Annotated in this window: 14 protein-coding genes; 6 read left to right on the top strand and 8 right to left on the bottom strand. The window is 60.3% G+C overall.

The window, feature by feature from the left end; translation table 11 throughout:
- The first annotated feature begins 23 nt into the window (after positions 1 to 23).
- Positions 24 to 626 (top strand): exopolysaccharide biosynthesis protein, encoded by a 603-nt coding sequence (locus VWY75_RS19230; protein WP_416541461.1) that lies wholly within the window; start codon positions 24 to 26, stop codon positions 624 to 626.
- A gap of 169 nt (positions 627 to 795) precedes the next feature.
- On the opposite strand, the gene VWY75_RS19225 is transcribed toward VWY75_RS19230, so the two are convergent.
- The 6 genes from VWY75_RS19225 to VWY75_RS19200 all read right to left on the bottom strand — a co-directional run bounded on the left by VWY75_RS19225 (position 796) and on the right by VWY75_RS19200 (position 7336).
- Positions 796 to 1530 (bottom strand): ATP-binding cassette domain-containing protein, encoded by a 735-nt coding sequence (locus tag VWY75_RS19225; RefSeq protein ID WP_340546992.1) that lies wholly within the window; start codon positions 1528 to 1530, stop codon positions 796 to 798.
- Positions 1527 to 2744: an alanine racemase gene (locus VWY75_RS19220; protein ID WP_416537699.1), complete on the bottom strand. Its 1218-nt coding sequence runs from the start codon at positions 2742 to 2744 to the stop codon at positions 1527 to 1529. Before VWY75_RS19220 ends, VWY75_RS19225 begins: the two co-directional genes overlap by 4 nt.
- 13 nt (positions 2745 to 2757) lie before the next feature.
- Positions 2758 to 3705 carry an ABC transporter permease gene (locus VWY75_RS19215; protein ID WP_340546990.1) on the bottom strand — a complete coding sequence of 316 codons (948 nt, stop codon included), beginning with the start codon at positions 3703 to 3705 and terminating at the stop codon, positions 2758 to 2760.
- 69 nt (positions 3706 to 3774) lie between these two features.
- Positions 3775 to 4836 (bottom strand): substrate-binding domain-containing protein, encoded by a 1062-nt coding sequence (locus VWY75_RS19210; RefSeq protein WP_416541647.1) that lies wholly within the window; start codon positions 4834 to 4836, stop codon positions 3775 to 3777.
- Positions 4837 to 4865: 29 nt separating this feature from the next.
- On the bottom strand, positions 4866 to 6119 hold the full coding sequence (locus VWY75_RS19205; RefSeq protein ID WP_416537697.1) for a M20 family metallopeptidase: 1254 nt from the start codon (positions 6117 to 6119) through the stop codon (positions 4866 to 4868).
- On the bottom strand, positions 6116 to 7336 hold the full coding sequence (locus tag VWY75_RS19200; protein WP_416537696.1) for an ROK family transcriptional regulator: 1221 nt from the start codon (positions 7334 to 7336) through the stop codon (positions 6116 to 6118). The genes VWY75_RS19205 and VWY75_RS19200 overlap by 4 nt, the downstream gene beginning before the upstream one ends.
- Positions 7337 to 7618: 282 nt before the next feature.
- Here VWY75_RS19200 and VWY75_RS19195 point away from each other — a divergent pair, with 282 nt between their 5' ends.
- The 5 genes from VWY75_RS19195 to VWY75_RS19175 all read left to right on the top strand — a co-directional run bounded on the left by VWY75_RS19195 (position 7619) and on the right by VWY75_RS19175 (position 12369).
- A complete protein-coding gene (locus VWY75_RS19195) occupies positions 7619 to 8308 on the top strand; it encodes a fumarylacetoacetate hydrolase family protein (RefSeq protein ID WP_416537695.1) in 690 nt (229 codons plus the stop codon).
- Positions 8309 to 8636: 328 nt separating this feature from the next.
- Positions 8637 to 9680, top strand: a complete 1044-nt coding sequence (locus tag VWY75_RS19190) for a TRAP transporter substrate-binding protein (protein ID WP_340546985.1) — start codon at positions 8637 to 8639, stop codon at positions 9678 to 9680.
- 72 nt (positions 9681 to 9752) lie between these two features.
- Positions 9753 to 10337: a TRAP transporter small permease gene (locus VWY75_RS19185; RefSeq protein ID WP_340546984.1), complete on the top strand. Its 585-nt coding sequence runs from the start codon at positions 9753 to 9755 to the stop codon at positions 10335 to 10337.
- Positions 10334 to 11839, top strand: a complete 1506-nt coding sequence (locus VWY75_RS19180) for a TRAP transporter large permease (protein WP_416537694.1) — start codon at positions 10334 to 10336, stop codon at positions 11837 to 11839. Before VWY75_RS19185 ends, VWY75_RS19180 begins: the two co-directional genes overlap by 4 nt.
- A gap of 89 nt (positions 11840 to 11928) precedes the next feature.
- Positions 11929 to 12369, top strand: coding sequence for an acyl-CoA thioesterase (locus VWY75_RS19175; protein WP_416537693.1), 441 nt, complete (start codon positions 11929 to 11931; stop codon positions 12367 to 12369).
- Between the two features lie 30 nt (positions 12370 to 12399).
- Here the strand turns inward: VWY75_RS19175 and VWY75_RS19170 are convergent, their stop codons facing one another.
- Together VWY75_RS19170 and VWY75_RS19165 are read right to left on the bottom strand one after the other, a co-directional pair.
- Positions 12400 to 13626 carry a winged helix-turn-helix domain-containing protein gene (locus VWY75_RS19170; RefSeq protein WP_416537692.1) on the bottom strand — a complete coding sequence of 409 codons (1227 nt, stop codon included), beginning with the start codon at positions 13624 to 13626 and terminating at the stop codon, positions 12400 to 12402.
- Entirely contained in the window at positions 13626 to 14651 is a 1026-nt protein-coding gene (locus VWY75_RS19165) for a LacI family DNA-binding transcriptional regulator (protein WP_340546980.1), read from the bottom strand. Before VWY75_RS19165 ends, VWY75_RS19170 begins: the two co-directional genes overlap by 1 nt.
- Positions 14652 to 14747: the final 96 nt, after the last annotated feature.

The following is a 14747-nucleotide window of genomic DNA, read 5'->3' as shown; positions in this document are numbered from 1 at the left end:
CTGGATGTCCCGGTGCTATAGGCTTGATCAGGAAGCGCTCTCTCTCCTTCACTCTGCTGCGCGTGATCCGCTACCATCAAAACTCCGATCATATCGCGCTTGGCACCTTTCTGGAGCAGCTTGGCGACAGGTCCTTCGGATGGGCAATCTTGCTGTCGTGCCTGATCAATCTTCTTCCTTTGCCTCCAGGGTCAACCCTTGTCACCGCTTTGCCGCTCTTGTTTTTCTGCGCGCAGATGGGACTGGGATTTTCCAGCGTCCGGCTGCCGCGACGTATCGCGCGGATCCGTTTTTCCGGCACAGGCATGCGCCGTATCGTGCTGCGCTTGCGCCCCGTGTCGCGGCGGCTGGAGCGGATTGCCCGACCGCGCCTGCGGGCGGTGTTTCAGCCACGAAGAGAACAGCTGACCGGAGGCCTGCTGTTTCTGGTTTCCCTGGCGCTGTTCGTGCCGCTGCCGCTCAGCGGTTGGTTTCCAGCAATTGCCCTGTTTGTTGCCAGCATCGGGCTGCTGGAACGGGATGGGATCATCGTGCTGGCGGGTGTCTGCGCCGGGATGTTGTCGATTGCCTTGACGGTGTTTGTGGGCGCTTCGATCCTGATCGGGGCGAACAGTCTGATACACTAACGTTTTTCTGATGAGCAATCGAATGCTGTTGCGCTGATAGGTGCGATCGCAGCGGTAGCGCAACGCCTTCCGTGTTCACGACATTTGCAAGACTTGCCTCAAGGGAATGATCTTTGGTCGCCCGATCCTTAGGCGCGCTGTCTTTGGCGAGTGCGACCGCCAGCCTGTTTCATTTTGAGACGCCGGTGATCATCGAGACGATTTCATTCTTGTCCGTCTTGTCTGTCTCGCGGATCCCGATCTGCTCGCCGCGGCGCAGGACACAGATACGGTCCGACAGGCGGAAGACCTGATCGAGACTATGGGAGACGATGAAGATTGCGAGGTTGCGTGCTTTCAGCGATTCAACTGTTGCTTCGACCCGGGCGGTTTCAGCGACGCCAAGCGCGGCAGTGGGTTCGTCGAGCAGGATTAGTTTTCTTGCCCAATGCGTTGCGCGTGCGATTGCGACACCCTGGCGTTGTCCCCCTGAAAGGTCGCGAATCGTAGCGGATGCGGACGGGATGCGCACATCCAGTTCACGAACAAGCGCGTCCGTTTCGGCGATCATTCTCTTGCGATCAAGCAGCCGCAGCGGCCCCTTCACGGGTTCACGACCAAGAAAGAGGTTCATGTAGACAGTCTGTTGATCGGCCAGTGCCAGATCCTGATAGACAACCTCTACCCCCCGTTCCCGAGCAACTGAAGCGTCAGGAAAGTTTGCTGGCTTTCCATCCAGAAGCATCTCGCCTGAACTGGGTGTGTAGACACCTGAGATCATCTTGATGAGAGTTGATTTGCCGGCGCCGTTGTCGCCGACAAGGGCCACGACTTCACCTGCGAGCATGTCGAGCGAGAAATCCTGGATCGCCGTGACTCCGCCAAAGGATTTGCGGATATTTCTGAGTTGAAGAACCGGGGTCATCTTGTCGCATTCCGGATTCTGGGCCAGGGTTCTGCCTGCCCGTAGCTGTTTTCGATCGACACCACGCGCGGCTTGCCCTTCGATACGCCCTCGATGCCGACCGAGTGGGCGCGGGTGACGAAGGCCTGGCCGCGGAAGCCGAAAACGACCGTGTCACCGGGTGCGGGAGCGTTGGCGCCTGTGGCGTCGATCATCCCGTAATAGTCAATCGCAGATGGTGGCGGGATCTCGACGCATCTCAAATCAGTAGTGTCTACGCTGGGGGATGTGGTGACCAATGCCTTGATGTCATATTCGGGAAAGACCGGATCGACATATAGACCTCCGCCGAAGCAATAGGCGCGGCCGCCATGAAGGTGGCTGACCTCGCTGAGGTAGAGAACAGCTGGCATCTCGGGCAGATCCTCGACGGCATGGAGAGGTGTCGTGCCGTGCAGCCCGTTGCCGGGTTCGACCTGGGTTGCTCCGGCTTCAGCAAGCGCCTCAAGTGTGACAAGAGATGTCGTGCCGGGTGCGTTGATTTCGATCTTGTCAAAGCCCGCGCGCTGCAGAGCATCAGCGGTCCGCTTCAGGGTGCCAAGGTTTGGTGTATGTCTAATCTTGCCTGTGGTGTGGTCATAGAGCTGCGCAGGAAACGTGGTGATGCCAGCGAAACGCGCGCCGCTCAGCTGGGACATCCAGCCTGCGGCTGCGACCGCATCCTCCGCGGGAAACCCACCTTCATGACCGCGATAGAATGTATCTCCGGCGGTCTGCACACGGGCAAGCAGTGGTTGTTCGCGTCCGGCTGCCAGTGCGGCCTCTGCCGCCTCTGCCGCCTTGGCCTGCGAAAACACGGTCCAGTAATCGGGCGTTAGTTGTCGCGCTGCCATCGCGGCTTCTGCGCGCGGTACCTGCACGAGATGGCCGAGGTGCCCGATTTTCAACCCGGCGTTATGGCAAGCGATGGCGCAGGCCATATCGACAGCAACCGCGCGATCAATGCCGCCAGCCATCACGGCGCGGCAAAACCCCGAGTTGCGGCTCACCTGCTTGGTCATCGCGAAGACCTTGAGGTCAAACTTATCGGCTTCCGCACGGATCAGGCGTGCGTTTTCTGCAACCGCGTCCAGATCAAGAACGTAAGAGTTCGCGGGGATTTCGCCCGTCCTGTGCAGCATCTGCGCGGCGAGGACGAAATCGGGATTTCGACGGCGAAGGACATCGAGGAACATGTCTGTTTTCCTTTCAGCGGTTCGGTTCGCGTAGTGAAACGGCGACGGCGGCCAGAACGATCAGGCCCTTGATGATCATCTGCCAAGAAACAGATAGCCCCATCAGGATCAGCCCGTTGGACAGCATGCCCATCATCAGGCTTCCAACGAGCGCGCCAGGAACGCTGCCTCGTCCGCCGTTCAGGGCGGTGCCGCCCACGATGACGGCGGCGATGACAGTCATCAGATCGCTTTCGCCCAAGGTGTAGCGGGCTGACTGGAGACGTCCGGCATAAAGCAGACCAGCCAAGCCGGCGCAGGCCCCGGATACCATAAGCACCGACAACCGCAGGCGAGCGACGCGGATGCCCGAGACAAGGGCCGCGCGTGGATTGTCGCCGGTTGCCAATACATGGGCCCCATAGCGCGTTTCACGAAAAACTAGATGTCCGATCAACAGCGCTAGAATGGTCCAGATCACAAGCGAGGGGATGCCGAACAGTTTTCCGCCGCCAAAAATGCCGATGAAAGCATCGGCGGTGACCGGGATGGATTGCAAATTGGACAATTCACGCGCGATGCCCGCTACGACACCCATCGTGGCCAATGTAACAAGGAAGGAGGGAAGCCGGGCATAGGCGACGATGGCCCCGTTGACAAAGCCCACCGCCATGCCTGTTGCCAGCCCTGCGGCGACGCCAATAGGCCAGGGCGCGACCCGCATGACCATCGCGGCGACGATCGCCGAAAGTGCGACCGCGGCACCGAACGAAAGGTCGATCTCGCCCGCTGCCAAGACAAAGACCAGTCCAATCGCGAGCACCGTTGCCGGAGCTGTCTGTAAGACGATGTTCGTCAGGTTCTGGGGGGAAAGGAAGCCACGGTCCCAAAGCATCGCGGCAAAGAAGAGGAAAATGAGCACGAAACCCGCATAGACGATCAGCCCTTGCAGAACGGCCCGGTTAGGAAATTTTGGCGACATGGTCTCCGTCCAATTGCGGGAATTCATCTGGGCCTGCGCCCGGATCGCTCCGGGCGCAGCGGGGGTAGATTATTGCTGCGCGTCGAGAACCGATTGCGGCGCATCCAGATTCAGCGATTGGTTCCAACCTTCGTTGACATTTTTGGCGGTAACCGAGACGGCCGGTGCAACGACAAAGGGCGGGTTGTCGAGGTCGAGAACCCCGCGCGCCCCGGCAGCGGCCATGGCGCGCCCGAGCTCATAGGCCTCATCGGCAACGATGCCGACGACATTGCCGCCCTTGACCATATCGAGAGCAATCGGCTCAGACAGGTCGAGCGTCACGATACGGGTTGAGCTGTTGCCGTTTGCGCGCAGCGCGGCGAGCACACCTTCGGCCGGACCTGCCCATGTCACGTAGATCCCACCGATGTTGGGGTTCTGCAACAGCATGGCATTCGCGATTTCCTCTGCCCTTGCGGGATCGCTGATACCGGCCTCGGCGACAATCTCCATCCCGGGATAGTGGGTTTCGATCGTCGTCTTGAAGGCATTGTCGCGCTGGTTCGTCACGTAGTAAGCGGCGTCGTGAAAGATCCAGCCCACGTCGCCTGTGCCGCCCATCGCGCCCGCCAGAATGTCGGCTGCCTGCTTGCCCATCTGGAACAGATCGTCGGTCACGATGGCGGCATAGTCGGCAGGATGCTCGTAGCCGGACGGGAGGTTGGAAAGGAAAACCAACTCGACACCGGCGTCGCGTGCTTTCTTGAAGGCCGACGCAGATGCCACGGGGTCGAGCGGCAGGGACAAGATGATATCGGGGTTGAGCGCGAGCGCGGTTTCGATGTCCGCAAGTTGACGCGCACTGTCAAAGCCGGCTGATGTCGTGGCAACCACCTCGATACCAAGCCGGGTGAATTCATCGGTTGCGCCTGCGGTAACCGCGTTCACAAAGTCGGATTGATCGTGCCAGAGCAGCGCCGCCCTAAAGCCCCGGGATTGCAGCTGGCTCGCCTGCGCATCATCAACGATCACAGCCGAGGAGGGGGTTGCCGCCTCGCCCGAGGGTCCGACGGTCTGGGCCGATGCAGGCATTGCCATGAAGGCAAGTATCGACAACGATGCAAGAAGATTTCTGGAAGTGCAATTCATGGTCTCTCTCCCTGTTGTGGCCCCTGTGTTCAGTCGGACCGAATTCCACATGTGAGTGCGATGAAGGCTGCGAAGGCGACAATCCCGTCGTGGTAATCCTGCAGGGGAACGCGTTCGTGGTTCGTATGGCAGATGCTGATATCGCCAGGTGCGCAATAGACAGTCGGCACGCCGAGCATTGCTGTCAGAAAGGGCATTTCCGACCAGAAGGGCGCACCTTCAACTGCACCGCGATCGGGCCGTACGGCCGCGATGGAAGCAGAGAGCTGTCGGACCATCTCATGATCGGCTTCGATCCCGGCCGGGGAGCCGCCTAGCGGATGGTCGCGACCGGCGGTGAAATCTATTTTGACGCGGATGTCCTCAGCAATTGCGGCGCGGATCACGGCTTCCAGTTCCGAGGTGGCGGCATCAAGGTCGTCACCGGGCAGAAGCTTGCCAATCAGCGAAAAGCGGCATTCTCCGGGAACAGCAATCAGCCCCCCGGCTTCAAGCCCCGTTACAAGGATGTTGCTGCGCCCCAGAAGCGGATGGCTGCCAGCGGCCGAAATTCGATCCGAGTGATCCCAAATCGCCTGAAGGACCTTGTGCGCGGCCTTCAGGGCGTCGCGGCCGAGCTCCGGTCGGCCAAAATAGGCGGATTGGCCCGTCAGCACGACCTCCGCGATATAAAATCCGATCTGCACCGGCAGGATCTGCAGGCGGGTAGGTTCGACATAGACCGCCAGATCCGGACGCGGCAGTCCGCCCGCCAGCACGCTTTCTGTCCAATGGCGAACGCCTGCGCTTTTTCCGCTGCCGGGTTCGCCGCTTTCCTCATCTCCGACAAATGCGAAAGACACCGTTCCCAGAAGGCGGATACCCGCCCGGTCCAGAAGATCGAGAGCGGCGAGCGATGTGCAAATGCCAGCCTTGAGATCGGCAGCGCCGCGCCCCCACAGTTCGCCGTCGATGATTGTCGCGCCAAAGGGGTCCTGTTGTGGTTTGCCAGCCCAATGATCGCTCCAGTTGCCTGGATGAACAACGTCCGTATGTCCGATGAAAAGAAGGTCAGGACCATCGCCACCCTCGCGCCGTCCTGTGATGTTCGGCCTCCCTGGACTGAAGTCTTCGACCGAGGGCGACAGCGATAGACGCTCCATTTCGGGACGCAGCATGTCAACCATCGCGACCTCGTCCCCAGTCACGGAAGCGGCGCGAACAGCCCGGGCCAGCAGATCGTTGACCACCGCCCGGTCAAGATGTTGGCTCAGGAGCGTGATCAGGGGGCCATGCGCCGTCATTCTGCGGAACCCGCAAGTTTGCCCTGTTTCGGGGTCGGCAGGGTAATGACCGCGCCGGGCGCAGATTTGGCGAACAACTCGGTATGCAATTCGGTCAGTCCAACAGCGACGGCTCCGCTCAGCGCGGCGTGATGGCCGAGTTGGGCAGGTTCGATCCTGATCGGGAAAGGAAAGCAGCGCTTCAGCTCATCGCGGGTCGCGGTCAGGATTTCGGGACGGGACCCAATTGCTCCGCCGAGGATGACCACCTCGGGCGCCACCACGGCGCCAATTGCCGCAACTGCCCGCGCCATTTGAGTTGCGACTTTATCGAGGACTTCCCGAGCCGCGACCTCACCAGACGCGGCGGCATCAAATATCGCCGGTACGTCGACATCTTTACCAGTTGTGGCGAGATATGCCGCGCGAATGCCATGCGTGGCCGACACTCGTTCGAACGCCCCGACCCGCAGGGATTCTTCCTCGAAAGGATCAGCGCCGAACGGTAGATAGCCAAGTTCCCCGGCGGCTCCTGATGCGCCTCTTACAAGCGCTCCGTTTACGATCAGCCCTGCGCCAACCCCGGTCCCGAACGCGATCAGGGCAACGTTGTCGATGCCATGGCCTGCGCCAAGCCAGTGTTCGCCGAGTACTGCGAGGTTAACGTCGTTCTCAAGCAGCGTCTTTGTGCCCGTTGCCTCTGATACCGCGGCCCGAAAATCGATCTGATCGATTCCGGCAATATTGGGGGCGAAGTTCACCTTTCCGGATAGGACGTCCGGCACACCGGGGCAGCCGACCACTGTCTGTCTGACAGTGTTGGCGGCCACATTTCCCTCGCGGATGGCGCGGCTGACCAGGTCTCCTATTTGATCGGCCACATGACGCCCGCCATCTGGATGAGTGGGGGCTACGACCTCGGCGACAATAGTACCAGCGAGATCGACGATCGCGACGCGCACCTTGGTGCCGCCAAGATCGACCGCCGCCATAAAGGCGCTTTCCGGTATCAGTTCATAGGTGGTCGCCGTGCGGCCGACATGACCAGAGGTCCGGCCCGTCTCGCGAATCCAGCCTTCGCCTTCAAGGATACGAACCAACTCGGAAACTGTCTGCTTCGATAATCCTGTCTGCTTGGAGATTGAGGCGCGAGAGATCGGACCGCAATGGATGATGTCCTGCATGACCGAGTACAGCGCCACCTGCCTGGAAAATGAGGTTTGCTGGGTCGATTCCATACATCACCTATTAGTTCGTTCTGCATATGAACTAATAGGTGGCTGGTTTGAGTGTCAAGCGACAATTGCCGTTGTGCTGGTGCTCACGAGGTGGTCCGGGCGATGACTCGATCACCGGTAAGCTGCGTCCCGCGATCGGGGGGGTGGATCATCCGGTTGGGGGTCGCGCTGTTATGGTGAGGTTGCTAGGGTGCGGCATCTGAGTTTGGTGGCCGGTGGTGACCTGCGGGAGACGCGAGGGTCTGGCCGGTTCGATTTCCCCCAATCCGAAGGGTCTCTACCATGTCTAAGCCGTTGTTCGATCTGCCGCCGGTGCCTGCCATTCCGCTGGAGGGGCGCGAGGAGGTCTGGCCGGTTGGCCGCATTTTCTGTGTCGGGCGAAATTACGCGGCCCATGCTGCGGAGATGGGGGTGGAGGTCGACCGGGAGCAGCCGTTCTATTTCACCAAGTCGGCCTGCCACGCGGTATTGAGTGGCGCGGAGCTGCCCTATCCGCAGGGGACGGAGAATTTTCACCACGAAATGGAACTGGTCGTCGCGATTGCAGCGCCGCTCACGGATGCGACGGCCGCAGCGGCGCGGGCGGCGATCTGGGGATATGGCTGCGCGCTGGACATGACGCGCCGGGATCTGCAATTGCGCGAACGCCAGAAGCAGCGCCCCTGGAGCCTGGGCAAGGATCTGGAGGGCGGCAGTGTCTTTGCGCCGCTGCGTGCGGCATCGGAATGGGGGGAGCCTCAGACGCAGCGAATCTGGTTGCGGGTGAACGGAGAGATCCGTCAGGACGCCTCTCTCGGGGAGCTGATCTGGTCGGTCGAGGAGATTCTATGCCATCTTTCTGGGTATTATCATCTGCGGCCGGGGGATCTGGTGATGACGGGCACGCCGGCGGGGGTTGGTCCTGTTGTCGCAGGGGATCATATCGAAGGCGGTATTGATGGGCTGACATCTGTGCGGTTGTCGCTGCGATAGGCGAAAATAGCGCGTCATGTGATCAGCGCGGCGAATTTAGCGATCAGATGCAACCATGCCGTGATTTATGTAACCTGAATACTTCTTGTTTGAAGATTTCTGTAACGTATTTTTGTTTCATCGACCCGGCAGGCTGAAGCATTTTCGCGAAATCATGCAGTGCAGATACATAATCATCTGTTGATGGTTACAAATGCACCTAATAGCTGAGGGTGTCAGGGGACGTTTACGGCTGGATGGCCGGATAGGCTGTGCGTTGGGTTTGTTGCATCAGGGGCATCTGATCGCGATAGTTACGAAAAGACATAAGGTCAGAGGGAGGAAACATATGACCACTCGGAGACAACTACTTGGCGCGGCAGGGGCCGTTGCACTCATGGTGATGGGCGCGACCTCGGCGATGGCGCAGGAGGTGACGCTGAAGCTGCACCAGTTCCTGCCGGCGCAGGCAAATGTGCCCAAGCTGATTCTGGATGTCTGGGCCGACAAGGTCGAGGCGTCTTCGCAGGGGCGTATCAAGATCGACCGCTATCCGTCCATGCAGCTGGGTGGCAAGCCACCAGAACTGATGGATCAGGCCATTGATGGCGTGGCAGATATCGTCTGGACCGTTGTGGGCTATACCCCCGGCCGCTACCCTTCGACCGAAGTGTTCGAACTGCCGTTTATGATGACCAATGCGCGTGCGGCATCGCACGCCTATTGGGAAATGTTCGAGGAGCATATGAAGGATGGTGAATTCAAGGACGTGAAGATCCTTGGCACCTGGGTTCACGGCCCCGGCATCATCCATACCACGGATCCGGTGGAACAACCGGATGATCTGCGTGGGATGAAGATCCGCGGCGGTGGCCGTTCGGTGAACGCGCTGCTGACGGAACTGGGCGCTACCCCGGTGGGTATGCCGGTTCCGGCTATCCCGGAAGCCCTGTCCAAGGGCGTGATTGACGGCACCACCATTCCGTGGGAAGTCACCACCGCGCTGAAGGTGCCGGAGCTGGTCGAGAACCACACGGAATTCACCGGCCGCGCGCTCTATACGCTGACCTTTGTTCTGGCGATGAACAAAGAGAAATATGAGAGCCTGCCCGATGATCTGAAAAAGGCCGTGGATGAGAACTCCGGTCTGGAATTCTCGGTCTTTGCCGGTGGCACCATGGCTGATGCCGATGATCCGGCGCGGGAGTTCGCACTGGATGAGGGCAATAATGTCATCACGCTGGATGAAGAGCAGACCGCGATCTGGCGCGAAGCCGCGAAGCCGATCTACCAGCAGTGGCTCGACGACATGAAGGCAAAAGGCATTGATGGCGACGCGCTGCTGGAGCAGGCGACCTATCTGATCGACAAATACACCGCTCAGCATAACTAACTGAGCGCAAGACTGGTGGACCTGTGCCTGCATCTGTCGCAGGTCCACCCCACCTGAAAGGGTAGGCTTTCCATGCACAAGCTGATGATGGGACTGGCCAGAACAATGGCCATGGCGGGCGGTATTGTCTTATCGCTTCTGATCCTGCTGACCTGTCTGTCGATTGCCGGGCGGTTGCTGAACGGGGGGCTGCATGGCGCCCTGATGCAGAGCATCGCGCCGGATCTGGCCGAGTGGTTGATCGCCATCGGTGTCGGGCCGATCAATGGTGATTTCGAAATTGTCGAGGCAGGCGTCGCCTTTGCGATCTTTGCCTTTTTGCCACTGTGCCAGATCACGGCGGGCCATGCGTCGGTGGATATTGTCACCAACAGTTTCCCGCGGGGGGCCAAACGGTTCCTGCGGATGGCGACTGAGATCGTCTTTGCGGCTGTGCTGGTGCTGATTGCGGTGCGGCTTGGCGCGGGGATGCTGAGCAAGTTCGAGAACGGCGAGACCTCCTTTCTGCTCGAGTTTCCGGTCTGGTGGGCCTATGCCGCCAGTCTGGTCGCGGCCAGCGTGGCCGCCTTGGTGGGCCTCTATATGGCCGCCGTCCGTACGATTGAATTCATGACTGGCCGCATCCTTGTCTGGGACGGCGTGGAGGGCGAACAGTGACTGCGCTTGAAATCGGGATTGCCTCATTTCCCGTCCTGATGATGCTGATTTTCCTGCGGGTTCCGATTGGCCTTTCGATGTTTCTGGTTGGGCTGGTCGGGCTGATCATCGTGACAGATGGCACTCAGGTGGCCTTTGGCCGGATGAAGAGCGAGACCTATTCCACCTTCTCCTCATATTCGCTGACCATCGTGCCGATGTTCCTCTTGATGGGCCATTTTGCGACGCTGGGTGGCATGTCCACGGCTTTGTTCAAGGCGGCTGAAGGCTTCCTGGGGCATAGGAAGGGCGGTGTTGCCATGGCAGCAATCGGGGCCTGTGCGGGCTTTGGCGCGATCTGTGGCTCCTCGCTGGCCACGGCGGCAACCATGGGACGTGTCGCGCTGCCTGAACTGCGCAACTACGGCTATGCTGGCGGCTTCTCCACGGCGACGCTGGCGGCAGGCGGTACGCTTGGCATTCTGATCCCGCCCTCTGTGGTGCTGGTGATCTATGCCATCCTGACAGAGCAGAACATCGCAAAGCTGTTTCTTGCCGCCTTTATCCCCGGTATTCTGGCCGCCATTGGTTATGTGATTGCGATTTCTGTCTATGTCCGGGTTTTCCCCGGCAGCGCGGGGACGCGCCCCCCGGTTCCCTGGGGCGAGCGGTTTGCGGCGCTGTTCCACGTCTGGCCGGTTCTTCTGGTTTTTGGACTGGTCGTGGGCGGGATTTATCTGGGCTGGTTCACCCCGACCGAAGGCGCTGCGGTTGGTGCCTTGGGAACCGGGCTGATTGCCTGGCTGAACGGTGGGCTCAACCGTGAGACCCTGACCGATAGTTTCATGGTGACGGCGCGCTCGACCGCGATGATCTTTTTCATCGTGCTGGGTGCGGGGTTCTACAACGGGTTTCTCGCCCTGACCAAAGTCCCGCAGGAGCTGGCTGATTTCGTGGTCTCCCAGGGTCTCAGCCCCTGGGTGGTGCTGATGCTGATCCTCGCCTTCTATCTGGTCTTTGGTTGCCTGATGGACAGCCTGTCGATGATCCTTCTGACTATCCCGATCTTTTACCCGGTTATTTCCGCGATGGATTTTGGTCTGGTGAATCTGCCCGCGATGCAGGCCGATGCGGCGATGGAGGTGCTCAAGGCTGGCGTGCCACAGGGGATGGGGGCTGAAATGCTCGTCTCGATCCAGGAGGCGATTGCCACTGGCACCGAACTGACCCGCGACCAGATGAAGGAGCTGGGCATTCGTGTGACCAAGGGCATGGCGAACCGGCTGGAGACAGAATATGTCGCCATCTGGTTTGGCATTCTGGTTCTGATCGTGGTCGAGGTTGGCCTGATCACCCCGCCGGTGGGCATGAACCTGTTCGTCATCAACGCGATGGATCGCACCACCCGGATGGTCGACACCTATAAGGCGGTGATGTTCTTTGTCGCCTCTGACCTGATCCGGGTTGTGATATTGGTGGCCTTTCCAATCATCACGCTGTTGCCGTTGATGTTGATGCGCTGAAAGTTGATGATCCTGCAAGGTGGCCATCCGTCCCGGCGGGTGGCCGTTCCCATTGTGAACACCGTGACACCCAAGAGCCGAGGCCCAGAATGACGGACAGCCAGACCCCTGACTTTGTGCATGAAATCCGCGTCGGTTGGGGTGATTGTGACCCGGCGCGCATTGCCTATACCGGTCATCTGCCGGGGTTTGCGTTGCAGGCGATTGATGCCTGGTGGGAGCAGCAGCTGGATGGTGACGGCTGGTATCAGATGGAACTGGATCGCGGTACTGGCACGCCCTTTGTGCATATGAGCATTGATTTCCGCTCTCCCGTCACGCCGCGCCACAGGTTGGCCTGTGCTGTATGGCCCGTCGCGCTGGGGCAGAAATCCGTGACCTTCCGGGTGGAAGCGCGGCAGGACGGTGTTTTGTGTTTTGAGGGCAAATTCGTCTGCGTCTTTATCGAGCCGAGCGATTTCAGCGCCAGGCCTGCGCCCGCAGATTACCGTGCGGTGATTGAGCCGTCGCTGCGCCCCGACCTCGCCTAGGGCGCGTTTTGCCCGTTGTTAGAGTCGAACTCATAGGGGATCGCGTTGCCAGCCATCCGCAAATGTCACCCGCTCCATCTCTGTGAACCGGCGAATTCGTTCCAGTTCGGCCTCCAACCGATTCTGCCGTGCCGGAGACCATTTGATGCCCAGTTCGGGCCAGAGCGCGGTGATATGTAGACAGCCCGCCAGATCACCCGCCTGCCGGTGTGCCTTCATGTCGATGCGGCCGACCAGACGGTCCCCCTCCATCAGCGGAAAGACGTAGTAGCCGTAGCGTCGTTTCTCGGCGGGGGTGAACACCTCGATCCGGTAGTGAAAGCCAAACAGCCCTTCCGCGCGTTTGCGGTCGCGCAGAGCAGGATCAAACGGGCTGAGGAGGCGCATTCGGCCCGGTGGTGGCGGCAGGGCGGGGGCCAGCCCGACGGCGCCGGGGCGGGCAAAGACACGGCGGCTGCGCCCGTCCGAAAGCGTGATATCCAGCGGTTCGATCTGCCCGTCCGCCAGCGCCTGTTTGCACCATGCGGCGCATTCCGCCGGTGAGGCCGTCGCCCAGAAGGCAGCCAGTTCACCCGAGGTCGCAAAGCCGAGCCGGTCCAGCGCCGCATTGCACAGCCAGTCCAGCGTTTTCTCCGGGTCGGGCGACCCTTGGGCGGGGAGGTGACGGGTGTCGATAACCCGTTCGCTCAGGTCGTAGCGTTTCTGAAAGCCACTGCGTCCGACCACGGCCAGCGCGCCGGAGCGCCAGAGGTATTCCAGCGCGGTTTTTGATGGATGCCAGTCCCACCAGCCGCCGGATCCCTTGGCTTCATCCTTGCCCACGTCGGAGGAACTGACTGCGCCGTGGTCGCGAATGTGGTCCAGAACATGCTGGAACTTCGCCTCATAGCCGTCGCGGCGCCAGTTGCGGTATCTCTTGCGCAGAACCTCTGCGTCGCGCCGAAATCGCAAGTGCCAATGCGGGTAGAACTCCATAGGTAGAACGGCAGCGTCATGGGTCCAATGTTCGAACAGGCGGCGTTCCTGTTCATAGAGCCGTTTCAGCGCCGCAGGGCGATAGCTGGGCCTGCGGGAGAACAGGATCATGTCATGGGCGCGGGCCACCGTGTTGATGCTGTCCAGCTGAACAAAGCCAAGCCGGGTGATCAGTTCCAGCAGCGCATCACCCTTGGCAGGCCCGCTGGGTTGCTCCAGCAGGGCGTGCCGATCCATGAACAGGCGCCGCGCGGCCCGATTGTCCAGCCGCGCAACCGCCATCAGCGCCGCTTGAGCGTATCGCCGAAGGTGATGGTAGGGGTCAGGGTCACGTGTTTTTCGATCTCCTGATCCGGGTTATCCAGCTGCGCGGCGATGATCTCTGCCGCCTTGCGTCCGATTTCCAGACGGCAGGCGTCCATCGTGGCCAGCTGCCGTGGCAGCCCCTGCAACAGCTCCACTCCGTTGAACCCGGCAAGACCGATCTGACCGGGGATGTCGATCTTCTGATCCATCAGGTAGAGCATGCCACCCGCGCCAATCATGTCGTTGGAATAATAAAGGAAATCCAACTCAGGCGAGCGTTCCAGCATCTCCTGCGTCATCTCGCGGCCCTTTGCGAGGGCGGAACCGCCGGAGTAGAAGGCGCGGTCTTCGATCTCGACCCCTTCTTTGGCGAGCGCCTCGGTGAAGCCTTCAAACCGTTTGCGGGCGCGATGGTCCAGTGGCATCTTGGTGCCCATGAAACCGATGTGGCGATAGCCGGCTTTCAGTATGGCCTTGGCCATCTCACGTCCAGCGCGGCGATGGGAAATCCCCACCATCGCATCCACCGGCTTGCCATCGGTATCCATGATTTCCACCACCGGAATACCAGAGGCATTGAGCATGGCGCGCGCCGCCTCCGTGTGCTCCAACCCGGCAATGATGACGCCAGAAGGTCGCCAGGACAGCATCTCATAGAGGACTTTCTCCTCTTTCTCCGGCTGGTAATCGGTCACGCCGACCACAGGCTGTAGATCCGTGTTTTCCAGCACTGAGTTGATGCCGGTCAGCACCTCCGGGAAGACCATATTGGACAGCGACGGGATGATCACGGCCACCAGGTTGACCCGGTTCGAGGCAAGCGCACCGGCGATCTTGTTCGGGACGTAGCCAAGTTCCTTTGCGGCGCTCAGAACTTTTTGTCGGGTTTTTTCCGACACATCGCCCCGGTTTCGCAACACGCGACTGACGGTCATTTCTGAAACCCCGGTGGCTTCGGATACGTCACGAAGGGTGAGCGGGCGCTTGTTGTCCGTTGTCACGTCGATGGCCTCACATTGTTGTTGTTGTTACGTTAGCGCAGACAGAGCGCGCTGCACAATGGGGCGCAGCCGTTGCAAAATCCAATTCCACAGGAT

It is taken from the genome of Phaeobacter sp. JH20_08 (genome assembly GCF_048056635.1).
Lineage (GTDB): Bacteria > Pseudomonadota > Alphaproteobacteria > Rhodobacterales > Rhodobacteraceae > Phaeobacter > Phaeobacter bryozoorum.
Note: the sequence above shows the minus strand (reverse complement) of the source record. Positions and strands in the feature narration are given on the sequence as shown.